Source organism: Pseudomonas sp. NPDC087814 (genome assembly GCF_044742865.1).
In the GTDB taxonomy this organism is placed as follows: Bacteria; Pseudomonadota; Gammaproteobacteria; order Pseudomonadales; family Pseudomonadaceae; genus Aquipseudomonas.
The window spans coordinates 61,839-78,576 of sequence record NZ_JBIUVK010000019.1; the positions used below are offsets into that span (position 1 = coordinate 61,839).

The 16,738-nt window shown below is 61.4% G+C and carries 19 protein-coding genes; 10 read left to right on the forward strand and 9 right to left on the reverse strand.

From position 1 onward, the window contains the following. Positions 1-61: 61 nt before the first annotated feature. The 3 genes from ACIOMR_RS16555 to ACIOMR_RS16565 form a co-directional block, all read right to left on the reverse strand. Positions 62-1,075 carry an AI-2E family transporter gene (locus ACIOMR_RS16555; RefSeq protein WP_003217402.1) on the reverse strand — a complete coding sequence of 338 codons (1,014 nt, stop codon included), beginning with the start codon at positions 1,073-1,075 and terminating at the stop codon, positions 62-64. A gap of 187 nt (positions 1,076-1,262) precedes the next feature. After that, positions 1,263-1,577, reverse strand: coding sequence for a PsiF family protein (locus tag ACIOMR_RS16560; RefSeq protein WP_003217404.1), 315 nt, complete (start codon positions 1,575-1,577; stop codon positions 1,263-1,265). Between the two features lie 63 nt (positions 1,578-1,640). Beyond that, positions 1,641-2,435 (reverse strand): helix-turn-helix transcriptional regulator, encoded by a 795-nt coding sequence (locus ACIOMR_RS16565; protein ID WP_003217407.1) that lies wholly within the window; start codon positions 2,433-2,435, stop codon positions 1,641-1,643. A 97-nt stretch (positions 2,436-2,532) separates the two neighbouring features. On the opposite strand from ACIOMR_RS16565, the gene ACIOMR_RS16570 reads away from it, so the two are divergent. After that, complete coding sequence (locus ACIOMR_RS16570; protein WP_401195267.1) at positions 2,533-3,429, forward strand: DMT family transporter; 897 nt, start codon at positions 2,533-2,535, stop codon at positions 3,427-3,429. Here the strand turns inward: ACIOMR_RS16570 and ACIOMR_RS16575 are convergent. Beyond that, on the reverse strand, positions 3,422-3,727 hold the full coding sequence (locus tag ACIOMR_RS16575) for a multidrug efflux SMR transporter (protein WP_003217412.1): 306 nt from the start codon (positions 3,725-3,727) through the stop codon (positions 3,422-3,424). The two genes, ACIOMR_RS16570 and ACIOMR_RS16575, sit on opposite strands and share 8 nt — an antisense overlap. A 1-nt stretch (position 3,728) precedes the next feature. Continuing rightward, positions 3,729-4,370 (reverse strand): FMN-dependent NADH-azoreductase, encoded by a 642-nt coding sequence (locus ACIOMR_RS16580; protein WP_087693121.1) that lies wholly within the window; start codon positions 4,368-4,370, stop codon positions 3,729-3,731. Between the two features lie 124 nt (positions 4,371-4,494). On the opposite strand from ACIOMR_RS16580, the gene ACIOMR_RS16585 reads away from it, so the two are divergent. After that, the gene (locus tag ACIOMR_RS16585) at positions 4,495-5,406 is read left to right on the forward strand and encodes a LysR substrate-binding domain-containing protein (RefSeq protein ID WP_102367992.1); all 912 of its coding nucleotides are present in this window, start codon (positions 4,495-4,497) and stop codon (positions 5,404-5,406) included. Between the two features lie 98 nt (positions 5,407-5,504). Beyond that, entirely contained in the window at positions 5,505-6,035 is a 531-nt protein-coding gene (locus ACIOMR_RS16590; protein ID WP_003217418.1) for a bacterioferritin, read from the forward strand. Between the two features lie 137 nt (positions 6,036-6,172). On the opposite strand, the gene ACIOMR_RS16595 is transcribed toward ACIOMR_RS16590, so the two are convergent. Beyond that, positions 6,173-8,242 carry an AsmA family protein gene (locus ACIOMR_RS16595; RefSeq protein WP_003217419.1) on the reverse strand — a complete coding sequence of 690 codons (2,070 nt, stop codon included), beginning with the start codon at positions 8,240-8,242 and terminating at the stop codon, positions 6,173-6,175. A 368-nt stretch (positions 8,243-8,610) separates the two neighbouring features. Between ACIOMR_RS16595 and ACIOMR_RS16600 the strand changes: the two genes are divergently transcribed. After that, the gene (locus ACIOMR_RS16600) at positions 8,611-9,060 is read left to right on the forward strand and encodes a hypothetical protein (protein WP_003217421.1); all 450 of its coding nucleotides are present in this window, start codon (positions 8,611-8,613) and stop codon (positions 9,058-9,060) included. A 151-nt stretch (positions 9,061-9,211) separates the two neighbouring features. Next, the gene (locus ACIOMR_RS16605; RefSeq protein WP_003217423.1) at positions 9,212-9,844 is read left to right on the forward strand and encodes a TetR family transcriptional regulator; all 633 of its coding nucleotides are present in this window, start codon (positions 9,212-9,214) and stop codon (positions 9,842-9,844) included. Between the two features lies 1 nt (position 9,845). Here ACIOMR_RS16605 and ACIOMR_RS16610 read toward each other — a convergent pair whose 3' ends face one another. After that, the gene (locus tag ACIOMR_RS16610) at positions 9,846-10,334 is read right to left on the reverse strand and encodes a C40 family peptidase (RefSeq protein ID WP_087692460.1); all 489 of its coding nucleotides are present in this window, start codon (positions 10,332-10,334) and stop codon (positions 9,846-9,848) included. 338 nt (positions 10,335-10,672) lie between these two features. Here ACIOMR_RS16610 and ureE point away from each other — a divergent pair, with 338 nt between their 5' ends. The 5 genes from ureE (at position 10,673) to ACIOMR_RS16635 (ending at position 14,392) form a co-directional block, all read left to right on the forward strand. After that, a complete protein-coding gene (ureE, locus tag ACIOMR_RS16615; RefSeq protein WP_008439076.1) occupies positions 10,673-11,173 on the forward strand; it encodes an urease accessory protein UreE in 501 nt (166 codons plus the stop codon). After that, positions 11,170-11,844, forward strand: coding sequence for an urease accessory protein UreF (locus ACIOMR_RS16620; protein ID WP_401195275.1), 675 nt, complete (start codon positions 11,170-11,172; stop codon positions 11,842-11,844). Before ureE ends, ACIOMR_RS16620 begins: the two co-directional genes overlap by 4 nt. Positions 11,845-11,867: 23 nt before the next feature. Continuing rightward, positions 11,868-12,482 carry an urease accessory protein UreG gene (gene ureG / locus ACIOMR_RS16625; protein ID WP_003217431.1) on the forward strand — a complete coding sequence of 205 codons (615 nt, stop codon included), beginning with the start codon at positions 11,868-11,870 and terminating at the stop codon, positions 12,480-12,482. A gap of 24 nt (positions 12,483-12,506) precedes the next feature. Continuing rightward, on the forward strand, positions 12,507-13,079 hold the full coding sequence (locus tag ACIOMR_RS16630) for a HupE/UreJ family protein (protein ID WP_087692463.1): 573 nt from the start codon (positions 12,507-12,509) through the stop codon (positions 13,077-13,079). Between the two features lie 182 nt (positions 13,080-13,261). Further along, positions 13,262-14,392 (forward strand): AGE family epimerase/isomerase, encoded by a 1,131-nt coding sequence (locus ACIOMR_RS16635; protein ID WP_008439078.1) that lies wholly within the window; start codon positions 13,262-13,264, stop codon positions 14,390-14,392. Here ACIOMR_RS16635 and ACIOMR_RS16640 read toward each other — a convergent pair. Together ACIOMR_RS16640 and ACIOMR_RS16645 are read right to left on the reverse strand one after the other, a co-directional pair. Beyond that, positions 14,364-15,269 (reverse strand): cation diffusion facilitator family transporter, encoded by a 906-nt coding sequence (locus ACIOMR_RS16640; protein WP_401195279.1) that lies wholly within the window; start codon positions 15,267-15,269, stop codon positions 14,364-14,366. The two genes, ACIOMR_RS16635 and ACIOMR_RS16640, sit on opposite strands and share 29 nt — an antisense overlap. 223 nt (positions 15,270-15,492) lie before the next feature. Beyond that, positions 15,493-16,260 (reverse strand): SDR family oxidoreductase, encoded by a 768-nt coding sequence (locus ACIOMR_RS16645; RefSeq protein WP_008439080.1) that lies wholly within the window; start codon positions 16,258-16,260, stop codon positions 15,493-15,495. Positions 16,261-16,738: the final 478 nt, after the last annotated feature.

The window sequence follows — 16,738 nt, forward strand, 5'->3', positions numbered from 1 at the left end:
ACTCGGTCAAATGTGGGAGCGGGCTTGCTCGCGAAGGGGCCAGTTCAGGCAACATCAATGCCTAAACCATCCCCGCCAGCTTCAACTCACTCTTCAAGTACGCATAATAAATCGGCCCCGCCACCACCCCCGGCAGGCCGAACGCGGCTTCGAACACCAGCATCGCCAGCAACAATTCCCACGACTTGGCACTGATCTGCCCGCCGACGATCCGCGCGTTGAGGAAGTACTCGACCTTGTGGATCACGATCAGGTAGCCCAACGCCGCCACCGCCACCCAGATCGACAGCGACAAGGCCACGATGGTGATCAGGGTGTTGGACATCAGGTTGCCGATCACCGGCAGCAGGCCCAGCAGGAACGTCAGCACGATCAACGTCTTGGTCAACGGCAGGTGGATCCCGCACAACGGCAGCACCACCGCGAGGAAGATCGCGGTGAACGCGGTGTTCAGCGCGGCGATCTTGATCTGCGCGAAAACGATGTTGCGAAAGGCCTGGACCAGCAGGTGCAGGCGATCAAACAGCGCGGCCGCCAGGGGTTTGCGCTTGGTCAGGTCCGGCACCCGTTGCAGGGCGATGATCGCCCCCAGCACCATGCCGATCAGCAAGGTCACGAACATGTGCGCGGCGTCTTTGCCCACCAGTTGCAGTTCGCTGAGGTGTTTGCTCAGCCATTCGCCGATGGCCACGCGGAACTCGGCGGCGCTGGCCGGCAGGTAGGCGTCGAGGAACGGCGGCAACTGGCCGCGGGCACGGTCGACCACGCCCATGAACTTATCGAGGGAGGCCCCCGGGTTTTCCGCTTCGTGCAGCAGGAAACTGATGGCCCCGGCAAAGATCAGGGTCAGAATGCTGACGATCAAGGTCCCCAGCAAGGCTACCGCCAACCAGCGCGCACGCCGGCCTTCGATCAACCGCTGCAACTGCGGGGTGAGCATGTTGACCAGCTCATACACCAGCAGCCCGGCCAGCAGGCTCGGCAGCAACTTCAACGGCAAAACCAGCAGCAGCCCGCCAAAAATCAGCACGCAACTGACCAACAACAACACGTGACGCTGAGAAAACGTTGGCATACAGCCTCAAAACGAACGGCGTTAAAGGATGGGCAGTCTGCCAGCCTTGGGTGAATCAAGCGAGAAGTCTAAACACGGTCCAATGTGGGAGCTGGCTTGCCTGCGATGGCGGTGGGTCAGCCAAACATAGGCATCGACTGTCAGGTCGCAATCTTGGGCAAGCCAGCGCCCACAGAGTTCTGCATCATTATTTCTTCAGGCAGGTGCTCATAAAGGTTTTACGCGCATCGCCGGTCAGCGCCTGGGTTTTCGCGGTGGCGTTGCAATCTTTCATCTTCTGTTGCTGTGGGGTCAGGGTCTTGGCGTCGTTGGCCGCCGGGGCCGCCTTGAGGCAGTTGCTCATGAACGCCTTGCGATCATCACCGGTCTTGCCACTGGTCTTGGCTTCGGCGTTGCAGGTGGTCATTTTTTGTTGCTGAGCCGTCTGTGCGGCAGTCGCGGCAAAGCCTTGGGAACACAGCAGCAGGCCCATCATCAACAGCGGAATACGCAGCATCTTCATGGAGTTTTCTCCCTGTTACCGTGCCGAGGGGCACGGCCTCCCCAGCAGTGTAGTCAAACCCTGTTACACCTTCCTGCCGCGTATATGGGTCCGGCGATACTGCTCCGGCGTGCAGCCGGCCTGGCGCTGGAACATCGCGATAAACGCCGAGGCCGTGCTGTAGCCCAGGTCAAACGCGACTTCCTGGACGCTGCGCGCGCTGTCCAGCGCTTCGATCGACGCCAGGAACCGCAGGCGTTGGCGCCATTCGCCGAAGCTCATCCCCAGCTCACGCACAAATTGCCGCGCCAGGGTGCGCTCACTGACATGCACCTGCTGCGCCCACTGGGCCAGCGCGCGGTTATCGCCAGGGTCGGCCTGCATGCCCTCCAGCACACTGAGCAACCCGGGATGGCTGGCATACGGCAGGAAACAATCGTGCACCGGGGCCTGCCTGAGCTGGTCTACCAGCACCTGGGCCAGGCGCACGTCGGCTTCGTTCTCGGGAATGTTGACGTCACGCTCGGCGAAATCACTGAGGATCGCCTTGAGGATATCGCTGATGGTCAGGGTGCACGGCTGCGCCGGCAATTGCTCGCACAAGGCGGGCGCCAGATATACGGAGCGGTAGACGATCGCCTGGGCGTTGTAGGAACTGTGCTGGGTGTTGGGTGGGATCCATACCGCATATTGCGGCGGCGACATAAAGCGACTGCCGGCCACTTCAAAGCGCATCACGCCACGGGCCGAGTAGTCCAGGGAACCCCAGGCATGCTGGTGCGCACTGGCATGGGTGTCAGCCTCGAATTCCGAATAACGGAAATACACCGGGGCCGGCAACTGGTCAAAATCGGGAAGGTTGATGTACTTCTTGAGCATGTTGTCTGGATACAAAGGTCGGATGGCTGGATCGAAGTATAGGCTTCGATCCAGACAAAGGATAATCACCGCTCATAGACGCAACTGGTTCTTTTCGATGCAATACGCTTATCCGTTACTGGCCATTTTTATCTGGGCCGGCAATACCGTGGTCAACAAACTCGCGGTGGGGACGATTTTCCCTGCCGAGATCGGTTTTTACCGCTGGCTGCTGGCCGGCCTGCTGTTTACCCCGTTCATGCTCAAACCCGTCATCGCCAACTGGCCGCTGATTCGTCCCAACCTGGGTAAGATCTTCATCCTCGGCGTGCTGGGCATGGCGGTGTACCAGAGCCTGGCGTATTACGCCGCGAACCTGACCTCGGCCACCAACATGGGCATTATCCTCTCGCTGATGCCACTGATGGCTCTCACCGCCGCAATCATCAGCCTTGGCCAGCGCCTGACCTTCGGCGCCCTGACCGGTGCCGTGCTGTCGTTTGCCGGCGTGGTAGTGGTGGTTTCCGCCGGTAGTCTCAGCACCCTCCTGCAACACGGGCTGAATATGGGTGACGCGATGATGCTGGTGGCCACCCTCGCCTACGCGGTCTACAGCACCCTGCTGAAAAAATGGCAGCTGCGCTTGCCGCCACTGGTGTTGCTGTACCTGCAGGTGCTGGTGGCGGTGGTGGTGTTGTTTCCGCTGTTCCTGCTCTCCGACAAGGCCGGCCTTGGCTGGTCGAATATCCCGCTGGTGCTGTACGCCTGCCTGCTGGCCTCGATGCTCGCGCCGCTGGCCTGGATGCATTCGGTGAAGACCCTCGGCCCAAGCCGCACCACGCTGTTTTTCAACCTGCTGCCGCTGATCACCGCGTTGATTGCCGCAGTGGTGTTGAAGGAGCAACTGGCGATGTATCACCTGGTGGGCGGCTTGCTGACCCTGGGCGGGGTGATTTTGTCGGAGCGCTGGACGACGCCGGTTCGCAGCAATGTCAGCGCGCAGGAAGCTACTTGAGCCCCACCACTCCGGCGACGATCAAGCCCACCGACACCAGCTTGATCAGCGTCAGGCTCTCCCCCAGCAACGCGAACCCGAGAAACACCGTGCCCAGTGAGCCAATGGCGGTCCAGATCGGGTAGGCCACGCTCACCGGCAACTCACGCATGGCCAGGGTCAGGAAGTAGATCCCGCCCACGGCCGCGACGACGGTGACCAGCGACGGCCACAGCCGGGTGAAACCATCGGCGTACTTCATGCCCATGGCGAAGGTCACCTCAAAGCCGGCGGCGATCAGCAGGAAAAGCCACGACACTTCAGAAGCTCCCGGCCAGGTCGCGCAGTTGCCCCTCGACTGCATCGCAGGAACGGCGGAAAACGCTCGGGTCGGACTCTTCGCCTTCTGCGGCGATCACCGTGACGTCTTCAATGCCGATGAACCCCAACGCGGTCCGCAGGTGCGGATCGGCGTGGTTCATCGCCTCGTTTTCCCCGCCCGGGCCAAAGCCGCTGCCGCCGCGACTGGTGATGATCAAGGCCTTTTTGCCCAACAATAACGGCTGGTACTGGGCGATACCCTGGCTGTCCTGGGTGATGTCCACGGTATGGCCCATGCGCACGATCTGGTCGATCCAGGCCTTGAGGCCGCTGGGAATCCCGAAGTTGTACATCGGTACGGAAATCACCAGCAGTTCGTGCTCGACGAGTTCGGCTACCAGCTCATTGCTCAGTTGCAAATCGGCGTGCATGGACAACGGCATCGCCTGCGGCTCCGGGTGGAAGCTGGCGGCAATGAACGCTTCGCTGACGTGGGGGATAGACGCCCGGCCCACTTCGCGGCGGGTCAGCTGCGCGTCGGGATTGGCGGTGTGCCAGGCGGCCAGGAACACCTCGGCAAGGCGCCGGGAGTGGGAACGTTCGCCGCGGGGACTGGAATGGATCGCAAGCATTTTTTTCATCTGTAGGCCTTCACACGCTAGACTCAGGCAACCTGAATGGCTGCCCCTGTTGCGCATAAATCTAGAGCCGAGCGGCCACCCTCACAAATGAGCAATAGTTGTTTTGGATGAACTGAATTCATCCATGGAGCCACACATGTTTGCTTCGCTGCCCCTGACCGCCCTGCGCGCCTTTGAATCGGCCTCGCGCCTGTTGAGCTTCAAGGCCGCCGCCCAGGAGTTGTCGGTCACGCCGACGGCGGTGTCCCATCAGATTCGCTCCCTGGAAACCTGGCTCGGCGTACCGCTGTTCGAGCGCCTGCCGCGCCAGGTGCGCCTGACGGAACGCGGCGAGCGCCTGTTCCACAGCCTGCACGGCGCCTTGCTGGACGTCGCGCAAAGCGTCGACACCCTGCGCCCGCAACGCAGCGCCGGCAATCTCACGCTCTCCACTACGCCGGCGTTTGCCGCTCTGTGGCTGGTGCCGCGACTCGGGCGCTTCTATGCCGCCCATCCGGATATCAGCCTGCGCCTGGACACCAACTGCGCCGTGGTCGATTTACAGCAGGATGCCAGCGTCGACCTGGTGATCCGCTACAGCATCGACGACTACACGAACCTCTACGGTTTGTGCCTGTTCGACGAATGTTTCGCCGTGTATGGCTCCCCCGAACAAGTCGCCCTGGCGCGCGAGCGCACCCCGACCCTGATCAGCGTGCGCTGGCACAACTCCAGGCTGTACGCCCTGGGCTGGCAGGCCTGGTGCGAAAAGGCCGGGGAAGACTGGTTGCAATCCACTTCGCCGCTGCGCGAATACGACGAAGAACACTACGCCCTGCAAGCGGCCATCGCCGGCCAGGGCCTGGTGCTGGCGAGCAATATCCTGGTCTCGGAAAGCGTCGCCAGCGGGTTGCTGGTGCCTTACCGGCCACAGGTCCGCGTCAACGGCGCCGGCTACAGCGCCCTGTGCGTACCGGGACGGGAACGGCACCCGCCGGTCCGGGCGTTTTTTGAGTGGTTGCAGGAGGAAGCGCGGCTGTCGGGGCACGCTCTGTAAAATCCGATAAAACTTTTTGCGTTGCCTGGGACTCACAACTTGGAGCGATCACGCCGGCAGAGCGTGGCGCAAAACCGGATTAGTACCAGGAGAATGAGATGACTGACTCACATTTGTCTGACGTAGCCACTTTACGTGACCGCGCCCGCAAGAACGTCGAAAACGGTGCCGTGACCGAAGGTTATGACGCCGACCGCCAGGAAATCCTGCGTCTGCTCAACGAATCGCTGGCCACCGAGCTGGTGTGCGTGCTGCGCTACAAGCGCCACTACTTCATGGCCAATGGCGTCAAGGCGCATGTCGCCGCCGAGGAGTTCCTCGAGCACGCCACCCAGGAAGCCGAACACGCCGACAAGTTGGCCGAGCGTATCGTGCAGTTGGGTGGCGAGCCGGAGTTCAACCCCGACTTGCTGTCGAAGAATTCCCACGCGCAGTACGTGGCCGGCAATACGCTGAAGGAGATGGTCTACGAAGACCTGGTGGCCGAGCGCATCGCGGTAGACAGCTATCGCGAAATCATCCAGTACATCGGTGACAAAGACCCGACCACTCGCCGGATCTTCGAAGACATCCTGGCCCAGGAAGAAGAACACGCCGACGACATGGCGGATATTCTGAAGGACCTGTAACTAACACAGCTAACACCGCAAAACCCATGTGGGAGCGGGCTTGCTCGCGAAGGCGGTGGGTCAGTCGGAACATTCTTGACTGATCCACCGCCTTCGCGAGCAAGCCCGCTCCCACATTTGGTTCACGGTTTTGTCAGCTAGCCTTTCACCGTCTTCGGTGCCTTGCCTTCCTTCATCTGTTGCAGCAGCGGCGCACACTGGTTCGGCTCATCGCCGCTCGGTGCCACCAGCGCCAGCAAGCCCGCCGCCGGGCCGGCAATCACACCCAAGGCAACCATGCCCGCACCACGCAGCATCAGCGGCACCGCCTTCACGCCAGCATTCGGTTTGATAAACGGCCCGTTGACGTACAACGGCGAGCGCAGGGAAAACAGGCGGAAGCCTTTGGACTCCGGGGTAATGGTCAGGTCAAGCTGCTCGCTGGCCATGTTCGCGGTGCCATCGATGTAGATGATCGCGTTCTCGGTATCGAACACAAACAGGCGAGTCGTCGCCAGGCCCGACTTGATGCCGAAGTCTGCGGCCGCACAGTTGATCTTCACTTCCTTGTCGCCAAACAGGCGGCCGACCACGTAGTTGCCGACGTTGAGCCCGGCGATTTCCATCAGTCCGCGGCTGATGGCGCCGTCGTTGATCAACATTTTCAGATCGCCATTCGACGTGCCAAGCAATGCCGCGACGGAGTTGCCGCGTCCGGAAATGTCCGCGTCGCCGTTGAGCTCACCGAAGCTGGTTTTCATCGGCTCGAAGGTCGGGAACAACTGCTTGAGCTTGAAGTTGCGCGCGGTGAGTCTGGCCTGGCCTTCCATCGGCGTGGTGCGCCCGTTGAGACGAATCTGCGCGTCGAGCTTGCCGCCGGCCACGCCGAAACGCAGGGGCTCCAGGCTCAACTGCCCGTCGTTCAGCACCAGGTGAGTGTAGAGATCGGTGAACGGCAATTCGGCACTGTGGACGATGCGTTTGCCGGTGAATTCGACGTCGGCATCCATGTCGCGCCAGCGCTCGGTGCGGAACTCTTCCACCGGCAGCACCTTGGTCGCCGGCTGCTTGCTTTCGCCGCCACGGGCTTTTTGCTTGGCGTTGGAGTCGGCACCGATCAGCGGTGCCAGGTCGGTCATCAACAACTGGTTGGAGACCAGCGCCCCGGTGAGCTTGGGCCGCGGCTGGCTGGCGACGTAGCCGAGGTTGCCGTGGATGTCGCTGTTGCCGATCTTGCCGTTGAAGTTTTCATACTGGAACGACGCGCCACTGGCCTCATGCAACTTGGCGATCAGGTGGCCGTCGGTGGAATAGGCCGGCGAATCCGGCAGGGTCACGCCGGTCAGGGGGTACAGGTTGCCCAGGCTGCTGCCGGAGAGCTTGAGGCGCAGGTCGAGGGCGCCGAGGTTCATCGGGTCGGTCAGGGTGCCGGCCAGCGCGATGCTGGTGTCGCCGATCCTGGCCTGGGCTTGCAGCGGGAACGGCTTGGCCGCGTCCTGCAAGGCCAGCAGGCCACCGATCTTGCCGGTGCCATCGAGTTTCTGGCCGTGGTATTGGCCCTTGACCTTGAGGCCGAACGCGTAATCCTGCGGCGCCGAGCCTTTTTCCAGGGCTTTCCTGGCGTCGGCATCGCCGACGATCTCGCCGAAGGGGATCGGCTTGCCGAGCAGGTCGATCACGACGTCGAGCTGGGTCTTGAGAGTCTGGTCGTCGAGGGTCACATGGCCTTTGTCGAAGCCGATGGCGCCGATGTCCACCACCCAGTTGGACGGTTCGGCATTCGGGTCCTTGGGGTCGAACTTGAAGGTCCAGTTGGCGCGGCCATCGGCCAGGCGCTGCAACTGCGCACTCGGTTCGGTGAGGTCGATACGCGGGATCACCACGCGCTGGGCCAGCAACGCCAGGGGCGAGATACGCAACTCCACGCGCTTGAGGGTGACCATCTGCGGGGCTTTCGACCAGTCGGGATTGCCCAGGGTCAGGTCTTCGGCAATCACATGGGGCCACGGAATCCAGGCGCGCCAGCCGCCTTCATCGGGCTCGCGCTGCCACACCACGGCCAGGTTGCCATTGATGGCAAACGGTCGATGCAGTTCTTCGGAGACCTTGGCGTTGAGGGGCGGCTTGATCCGGTTCCAGTCAAAGAACACCAGGACCAACACCACAATGGCGATTAACAAAACGAAGCTGGCGCAGCTCCAGGCGAGAATTTTACGAGTGCGCGTCATTGCACAGGACTCCAGGTTACGACTGAGCGGGCGCTTTGCGGCGCGCGTTTTGACTACAGCTTATATGGCTACGACTGACAAACGGCGCGGGGGTTTAACCCCATTGATGAATTACTCATAAAAACCGCCTTTCCTGACCAACCAGACAGTTTCAATCATCAACGACGCACCGTTGTTACCCACGTTCGTGTCGAAAATACCCACCTCGGTGCAAAAGCGCGGGCTTGAGACCTGCGAGATAGAGCCTTCGCAGGGAACAATCAATTCTGTTGATTATTACCATTGTGTTTATGAACTTTTATATCGACTTATCAAGAGTAGCATTAGCCCTGTACCCAATTTATCGCCCTCCCAAGGAGCAACCCATCATGAAACGCCAAATACTCGCAAGCTTTGCACTTTCCCTCCTGGCCACCAGCGCATTTGCCCTGCCAGCTGCTGAACAGGCAACCCCACAAGTGAAAGCCGACGCTTCCCACTTCAGCCAAACCCTGGCTCGCAGCGGCGCTTCGGACAAGAACAACACCGACTACAACGGCAGCATCACTGAAAACGGTTCGGAACAAGCCAACAAACGTGCTTACACCGAAGGCGTTGCTGAAGGTGGCCGTGACCGTCTGGAACAGAAAGGCCTGGTTGAAGGTGGCGCTGATCGCCTGATGGAACGCAACGCTGTTGCCGAAGGTGGCCGTGATCGCCTGGAACAGAAAGGCCTGGTTGAAGATGGTTCGAGCCGCGCCAACAAACGCGCTTATGCTGACGGCGTAGTGGAAGGCGGTGCTGACCGTCTGGCAGAACTGCATCAAGCACAGAGCTAAGCCCGTGCTGGCCCTGGAAAAAAGCCCGATCAGCCGATCGGGCTTTGACTTTGTGTGAACCGCAACGCCCTTCTCCCTTTTGAAGTTCGACGCTGGCAAAGCTGATTTGCTAGAGTGCGTCGCTGTCCTTGTCCACAAAGCCCGCCTGCCAATGCTGCCCCGCGCCGAACAGAAGCAACAGACCCGACTCGCCCTGATGGACGCAGCCCGCCATCTGATGGAGTGTGGCCGTGGGTTCGGCAGCCTCAGCCTGCGTGAAGTGGCCAAGACCGCCGGCATCGTGCCCACCGGTTTCTACCGTCACTTTGCCGATATGGATCAGTTGGGCCTGGTATTGGTCAGCGAAGTCGGCCAGACCTTTCGCGCGACGATTCGCCTGGTGCGCCACAACGAATTCGTGATGGGCGGCATCATTGATGCCTCGGTGCGGATTTTCCTTGATGTGGTCGCCGCCAACCGTTCGCAATTCCTGTTCCTGGCCCGCGAGCAATACGGTGGCAGCCTCGCCGTTCGCCAAGCCATTGGTGCCCTGCGTGAAGACATCGCCAGCGACCTCGCCGCCGACCTGACCCTGATGCCCAAGCTCCAGCACCTGGATGCCGACGGCCTGCACGTGATGGCCGACCTGATCGTCAAGAGCGTGTTCGCCACCCTGCCCGACATTATCGACCCGCCCGCCGAAGCGCTGCCTGCGCACCTCACGCCACAAGCCAAGATCACCCAGCAGCTGCGCTTCATCTTTATCGGCCTCAAGCATTGGCAAGGCCTGGGCAGCACCGAATAACTCAGCGCACGGTGTGAAAACGCTTGGCGGTGGTGTAGTTCCGGTTCCAATAGCTGTTGGCCAGTGAGTCGATGCGCACGCTTTTCCCCGTGCGCGGCGAGTGGATGAACTTGCCCTCTCCTATATAGAGACCAACGTGGCTGACCTGGCCGCGCCCATTGCCCCTGAAAAACACCGCATCACCCGGTTGCAACGCATTGCGCTTGACCGTGGCCGCGGTTGAGCGGTGCATCGCCGAGGTGGTGCGAGGCAGATGAATGTTGGCTTCGGTCTTGAACAGGTACACCAGGAAGCTGCTGCAATCGAAGCCCTGCTTCACCGAAGCGCCGCCCAATTTATAGGGCGTGCCCAACAGCTCGTGGGCGCGGTCGATCACGTTGTCGATAGAAGGTGGCGGCGCGAATGCCGGGGCACGCTGAAGGTTGGCCGAAGCAGATGAAATGGCGAGCGACAAACTGACAATGAGTAAACAGAAAAATGACTTGTACATGGTGGAAACCGCTGAAGATTAAATACGGAGCGGAATCCTAATGAAACAGCGCGTAACGCAACGCACGGCAAATCCTGCAAGTGCGTAGGAAAAGTCCCAAGCAATCAAAACTCAAAAAAAGATGAAAGAAAATTCATGCACCAAGCAATGGAATTCAACGCCGAGCGCCCGGATCCGGTGCTATAAATCCAACCACGCACCAAAATGAAACATTTTGGAATAATTTCCTGCGCCATCAGGTGGCACAAGTCGCCTGCCTACAGGGAATTCCTACTCCCCGCGTGGTTGGCAAGACCCTTGCTCTAGCTTGCTTATCGCTCATAGCTGGAAGCTTTCTGATGCTGGTGATCCACCGCCGAATCGCCCCCCAACCCGTCTGGGCCGCAGAGTTGCTGCTGAATTTCGAAGCCCGCAGCAAAAGCCGCCTGCGCTGTTTCAGTGCCGACGGAGAAGACGTCGGCCTGTTTCTGGAGCGCGGCCAACCGCCGCTGCACGATGGCGAATTCCTACAGGCTGAAGACGGACGTGTCGTACGCGTGTGCGCCCGGCCTGAACAACTGCTGCACGTCACCTGCGGCAATGCCTTTGAACTGACCCGCGCCGCCTATCACCTGGGCAACCGCCACGTGGCGCTGCAAGTGGGTGACGGTTGGCTGCGCCTGCTCGATGACTACGTGCTCAAGGCCATGCTCGATCAGTTGGGCGCGACGACCGAGACCATCGAGGCCCCCTTCCAGCCGGAACACGGCGCCTATGGCGGCGGCCACCACCACTCCCGCCATGGCGACGAAGACTTCAACTACCCGCCCAAGCTGCACCAGTTCGGCGTACGCCTATGAACCCAGCCTGGGCGCTGTTGCGTCTGGCCAGTCCGCAGCTGCCGATTGGTGGCTACAGCTATTCCCAGGGCCTGGAAATGGCCGTAGAGCAAGCCCGCGTGACCGACCCGGCAAGTGCCGGGCGCTGGATCAGCGATCAACTGTTGCTCAACCTGGCGCGCTTCGAAGCGCCACTGCTGCTCGCCCACTGCCAGGCCGTGGCCGAACAGGACTGGTCGCGCCTCGCGCAGTTGTGTGAGGAACACCGCGCCAGCCGTGAAACCCGCGAGCTTTATCAGGAAAGCCGGCAGATGGGCTATTCCCTGCACCAGCTATTGAACGGTTTACCGGAGCTGGATGACGCCGCCCGAGAGTTCCTGGCACAGCGTTCCGAACCGCACCTGGCGCTGGGCTGGGCCCTGGCCGCCCGCGCCTGGCAGATCAGCCCGGATGACGCCCTGGCCGCCTGGCTGTGGAGTTGGCTGGAAAACCAATTGGCGGTGCTGATGAAGACGCTGCCTCTGGGCCAACAAGCCGCCCAGCGCCTGACCAGCGAACTGCTGCCGCTGCTGCAACAAGCCCAGCAGGACGCCAGCCAGCTTGACCCCAATCACTACGGCAGCGCCGCGTTTGGCCTGTCCCTGGCGTGCATGGCCCATGAGCGCCAGTACAGCCGCCTGTTCCGTTCCTAGGGCACTTTATCTTGGAGAATCACATGAACACCCAACCCCTGCGCGTCGGCATCGGCGGCCCGGTCGGCTCCGGCAAGACCGCCCTGACCCTGGCCCTGTGCCTGGCCCTGCGTGATCGCTACAACCTGGCGGTGGTCACCAACGATATCTACACCCGCGAAGACGCCGACTTCCTGGTGCGCAACCAGGCCCTGGCGCCCGAGCGCATCATCGGTGTGGAAACCGGCGGCTGCCCCCACACCGCGATTCGCGAAGACGCCTCCATCAACCTCGAAGCAGTAGACCAACTCAACCGTCGCTTTCCCGGCCTGGACCTGATCCTGGTGGAATCCGGCGGCGACAACCTGTCGGCCACCTTCAGCCCGGAACTGTCGGACCTGACCATCTACGTGATCGATGTGTCGGCCGGCGACAAGCTGCCGCGCAAAGGCGGGCCGGGAATCTGCAAATCCGACCTGCTGGTGATCAACAAGATCGATCTGGCGCCGCTGGTAGGCGCATCCCTGGAACTGATGAACAGCGATACCCAGCGCATGCGCGGCGGTAAACCTTTCGTCTTCAGCAATCAGAAAACCGGCGTCGGCCTGGAAGAAATCGTCGCCTTCATCGAACGCCAGGGCTTGCTGACCGCAGCCTGATCAACCCCCACAAGGAGCCTGTCCATGCGCCTCAATACACTTCTCGCTGCCGCAGCCTTGCTGCTCACTCCCGCCCTCGCCTTCGCCCACCCCGGCCATGGCGACAACGGCCTGGTGGCCGGTATCAGCCACCCGCTGGGCGGCATCGACCACTTGCTGGCAATGGTCGCCGTGGGCCTGTGGGCCGCTCAACAAAAAGGCTCGGCGCGCTGGGCGCTGCCGTGCACGTTTGTCGGCACCATGCTGATCGGCGGGATGCTGGGCTTTGAAGGGCTGGAACTGCCGGCGCTGGAAAGCGGGATTGCCGCGTCGGTGCTGGCGCTGGGCCTGGCGGTAGCGCTGGCGGTGCGGCCGCCGTTGTTCGTGGCGGTGGCGGCGACGGCGCTGTTTGCACTGTTCCATGGCGTGGCCCATGGTTTGGAGCTGCCGGACATGTCCAGCCCTTGGGCGTATGCCATAGGGTTTGTGGGTGCGACGGCGGTTTTGCATGCTGCCGGTTATGCCGTGGTGCGTTTCCTGCCGGCGGCGGCTGCGCCGTTGGTGCGGGTGGCGGGTGCGGCTTCGGCGGCGACCGGGGTTTGGTTGCTCGCTGCCTGATTTTCGGTGCTCCTGAGGGCCCCTTCGCGAGCAAGCCCGCTCCCACAGTCGACTGCATTCCAACAATGGAACTCGATCGAATGTGGGAGCGAGCTTGCTCGCGAAGGCAGCAGTAAAGACAACACCGATCCCAAGCCTGATACCATGTCGCGCAAACACCCCTGCCGTGACGACGCCAGCCGATGCCCATCGCTCCAAGCTCCGCCCTCAAGCCTCAATTGACCGCCGTGTTGACGCACTTCCACGACCTGATCGTGCCGCTCTGGCAAGGCCCGGGCTGGAATGCCGACCTGGCGCTGCCCTATGAGGCCCTGGACGCCGATCATCGGCCTTTGCCCCCGCAACGCTATCGCGCCATGGCCTGCGCACGGCAGTTGTACCTGTTTGCCAGCCTGATCGGTGAACCCGGCGCAGCCTTTGCCGAGGAGCGCGCCGCCGCGTTGTTCCGTTCCCTGCAACGGCACTTCCACGACGCCGAGCACGGCGGCTGGTTCTACAGCATCGACGCCCACGGCAAGCCGCTGGATAAGCGCAAGGACCTCTACACCCACGCCTTCATCATCTTCGCCTGCGCCCACTATTGGGCCAAGGTACGTGAATCGCTGGTGGAATCGGTACTCGACGCCGCCCTGGAAGTGGTCGCCGAACGCTTCGCCACCGGCGACGGCCTGTACGAAGCGGTGCTGGAACGTAACTGGTCATCCCTCAAGTCTGGCCCTCTGCAAAACCCGCTGATGCACCTTGCCGAAGGTTTCCTCGCCACGTTGGCCGTGCGGGAGGACGCCGTCACCCAAGACGCGTTGCTGGACCTGGCCAACGCCATGCAGAAGCGCTTCATCGACCGCCAACACGGGGTGATGATGGAAAAACCGCTGGGCGCTGTGGATAACTGGTTTGAACCGGGGCATCAGTTCGAATGGTTCTTCCTGCTGGAATCTTCGGATTTGCTGCGGGGCACACCGCTGCACACATCGCTGAACAAAGCGTTCACCTATGCCGAGCAAAAGGGTGTGGATAACCTGACCGGTGCGGTCAGCGGCATGCTCGCCCTGGACGGCAGCGTGCGCGACGGCACCCAGCGCATCTGGGCCCAGGCCGAATACCTGCGGGCGCTGACCTTGCGGCCCGACAGTGAAGCCGTGCTGCAACGCCAATTGCTGGCGCTGCAACAACGCTTCCTGCACGACAAAGGCTGGAATGAGTGCCTGGATGCCAAGGGGCACGTGAGCCGGCGGGACATGCCGTCGACCACGCCTTACCACTTGGCGACGTGCTACCTGGGCCTTACGCAATCCATTTGCGGTCCCCGGTAAAACTGATCGTCAGCCAGCGGGCCGCGTCGGGCTTGCCCAACCCTGTGGATATTTCTTCGCGCAGCCCGTCCAGGGTGGCGACGTTATCCACCGGGTAATCCGCCGGCAGCACCACATGAATCTCGATAAACCGCGCCCGCCCGTGCTTCTGCACGTAGGACACGTAACCATCGAAACCATGCCTGGCCTGGGCCGCCTCCATCACTTCGCGCACTTTGCCGTCCAACTGGTCCGGCACAATCCCCAACACGTCGCGTAGCGCCGGGCGCAGGATCTTGAAGGCCGGCGCCAGCATGCTCAACGCCAGCAGGATCAGGATCAACGGGTCGACATACACCGCCCACTGCCCATAGCCCTGGGACTTGAGCAACAGCGCCGCCAGGAAGCTCACCAGCAGCCCCACCGACAGCATCGCGTCCACCAACCAACTGATGTTGTCGAACTGGATCAGCGACGACTTGAGCGTGCGATTGCGGTAACGCACGTAGAAAAAATAGGCGAACTCGACGACGGTAAATACCGCCGCATAGATGATCACCAGGCCCAACTCGATATCGCGCCCGCCATTGATAATGCCGAACACGCCGTTGAGAAACGCGTAGATGGCGATCAACAGCAAAAAGCTGCCCTCGATCAGCAGCACCATGGGTTCCAGGTGCCAGTAGCCGAACTGGAAACGTTCGTTGCTTTTCTTGGCGATCAGCTTGGCCGTGATCAGCATCAGCACCTTGATGGCGGTGGCGATCAGCGAGAAAAAGCCGTCGAATAAAATCGATTGGGCGCCCGACACCACCCCCGTGACAATCCCGGCGATCGCCACGGCGAACATCAGGATGGTCGATTGTTTGAGCAGCGACTGCTCACCTCGGTTACTCACATATCCTCCTGTCAAAACCTTTGAACCGCACAGCGCGGCGGGGTTTTCAGGGGTGGAGTGTACCTTATGTCCTGTTTTGGCCGATTTGCCGCATTTTCCAGGCTGACAAAAACCCTGTGGCGAGGGAGCTTGCTCCCGCTGGCGGCGAAGCCGCCCCAAAAAAGCCAGAGCCGCTTCGCAGCCCAGCGGGAGCAAGCTCCCTCGCCACAACAGCTCGACGGACTTAGGCCTTGGCGCCACGCTCAATCGCAAACCCGGCCCAGGTCTGGCTCACTGGCATCAGCTCCAGGCGGTTGATGTTCACGTGTGCCGGGGTGTTAAGCACCCAGAAGATCGTATCCGCAATGTCCTGCGGCTGGATCGGCTCGGCACCGGCATAAGTCGCGTCATAACGCGCCTGGTCACCGGCAAAGCGCACCAGCGAGAACTCACTCTCACACAGGCCCGGCTCGATGTTGGTCACGCGCACGCCGGTGCCCTGCAGGTCGCAACGCAGGTTCAGCGAGAACTGTTTGACGAAGGCCTTGGTGCCGCCATACACGTGGCTGCCCGGGTACGGGTAGCTGCCGGCAATGGAACCGAGGTTGATGATGCCAGCGCCACGGCCGTGGGCGATCAAGCGCGGCAACAGCAGGCTGGTGGTGGTCAGCAGGCCCTTGATGTTGGTGTCGACCATGGTTTCCCAATCGTCGAGGCTGCACTTCGGCGCAGGGTCGGTGCCCACCGCCAGGCCGGCGTTGTTGATCAGCCCGCGCAGCGTGGCAAAGGACGGCGGCAGGTTGGCGATCGCCTCTTCCATGGCCTTGCGGTCACGCACGTCCACCACCAGGCCGAGCACTTCGGTCTGCTTGGAAAGCTCGGCGCACAGGGCGTTCAAGCGCTCTGCGCGGCGGCCGGTGAGCACCAGTTTCCAGCCGGCTTCGGCAAAACGGCGGGCACAGGCTTCGCCAAAACCGGAGGTCGCGCCAGTAATAAACAGCGTATCGGACATGGTGTTCTCCTTGCGGGGCTACGAGGTAAAAAATCAGCCAGCAGAATGCCCGGCTGCCGGGCTGGCGGCAACTGATACACGCTGTGGACACAGGTGAATGCCGCTCATGCTGTACGAAATTCAACCAATCGCCCGAAAGCCATACAGGCCGTGGCGTGCAGCCATGTGCGCGCACCTTATCCACAGCCCCGTCCACAGTCTTTGGGGGCAAGTACAAAAGCTGAAAGCCGCGCGACACAAGGCTTTCAGCGCGATTCAAAAAGTTTTTTGCTTGACCTTGCGCAGCCCGTATGTAGCCCGGTTCAAAACGGTGCAACCAGGACGATGGCTCCAGGCCAGTCATTCCGGCCTCTGCGGCACTCTTTCCAGAGTTTAGTCACAGACTTATCCACAGGCCGGAGTGACATATTCCGGTCATATACCTGTGTCTTTAAACAGGTTGACAAACCCCTCGGTTGGTCACGAAAAACTCACTGAT

Excerpts from the sequence above, each read along its gene's own strand:
- ACIOMR_RS16585 (WP_102367992.1), top strand. The coding sequence starts at position 4,495 with ATGGAGCCACACATGTTTGCTTCGCTGCCCCTGACCGCCCTGCGCGCC.
- ACIOMR_RS16605 (WP_003217423.1), top strand. The coding sequence starts at position 9,212 with ATGCTGCCCCGCGCCGAACAGAAGCAACAGACCCGACTCGCCCTGATG.
- ACIOMR_RS16560 (WP_003217404.1), bottom strand. The coding sequence starts at position 1,577 with ATGAAGATGCTGCGTATTCCGCTGTTGATGATGGGCCTGCTGCTGTGT.
- ACIOMR_RS16580 (WP_087693121.1), bottom strand. The coding sequence starts at position 4,370 with ATGAAAAAAATGCTTGCGATCCATTCCAGTCCCCGCGGCGAACGTTCC.
- ACIOMR_RS16600 (WP_003217421.1), top strand. The coding sequence starts at position 8,611 with ATGAAACGCCAAATACTCGCAAGCTTTGCACTTTCCCTCCTGGCCACC.
- ACIOMR_RS16570 (WP_401195267.1), top strand. The coding sequence starts at position 2,533 with ATGCAATACGCTTATCCGTTACTGGCCATTTTTATCTGGGCCGGCAAT.
- ACIOMR_RS16595 (WP_003217419.1), bottom strand. The coding sequence starts at position 8,242 with ATGACGCGCACTCGTAAAATTCTCGCCTGGAGCTGCGCCAGCTTCGTT.
- ACIOMR_RS16630 (WP_087692463.1), top strand. The coding sequence starts at position 12,507 with ATGCGCCTCAATACACTTCTCGCTGCCGCAGCCTTGCTGCTCACTCCC.
- ureE (WP_008439076.1), top strand. The coding sequence starts at position 10,673 with ATGCTGGTGATCCACCGCCGAATCGCCCCCCAACCCGTCTGGGCCGCA.
- ACIOMR_RS16610 (WP_087692460.1), bottom strand. The coding sequence starts at position 10,334 with ATGTACAAGTCATTTTTCTGTTTACTCATTGTCAGTTTGTCGCTCGCC.
- ACIOMR_RS16565 (WP_003217407.1), bottom strand. The coding sequence starts at position 2,435 with ATGCTCAAGAAGTACATCAACCTTCCCGATTTTGACCAGTTGCCGGCC.
- ACIOMR_RS16590 (WP_003217418.1), top strand. The coding sequence starts at position 5,505 with ATGACTGACTCACATTTGTCTGACGTAGCCACTTTACGTGACCGCGCC.
- ACIOMR_RS16635 (WP_008439078.1), top strand. The coding sequence starts at position 13,262 with ATGCCCATCGCTCCAAGCTCCGCCCTCAAGCCTCAATTGACCGCCGTG.
- ACIOMR_RS16555 (WP_003217402.1), bottom strand. The coding sequence starts at position 1,075 with ATGCCAACGTTTTCTCAGCGTCACGTGTTGTTGTTGGTCAGTTGCGTG.
- ACIOMR_RS16620 (WP_401195275.1), top strand. The coding sequence starts at position 11,170 with ATGAACCCAGCCTGGGCGCTGTTGCGTCTGGCCAGTCCGCAGCTGCCG.
- ACIOMR_RS16645 (WP_008439080.1), bottom strand. The coding sequence starts at position 16,260 with ATGTCCGATACGCTGTTTATTACTGGCGCGACCTCCGGTTTTGGCGAA.
- ureG (WP_003217431.1), top strand. The coding sequence starts at position 11,868 with ATGAACACCCAACCCCTGCGCGTCGGCATCGGCGGCCCGGTCGGCTCC.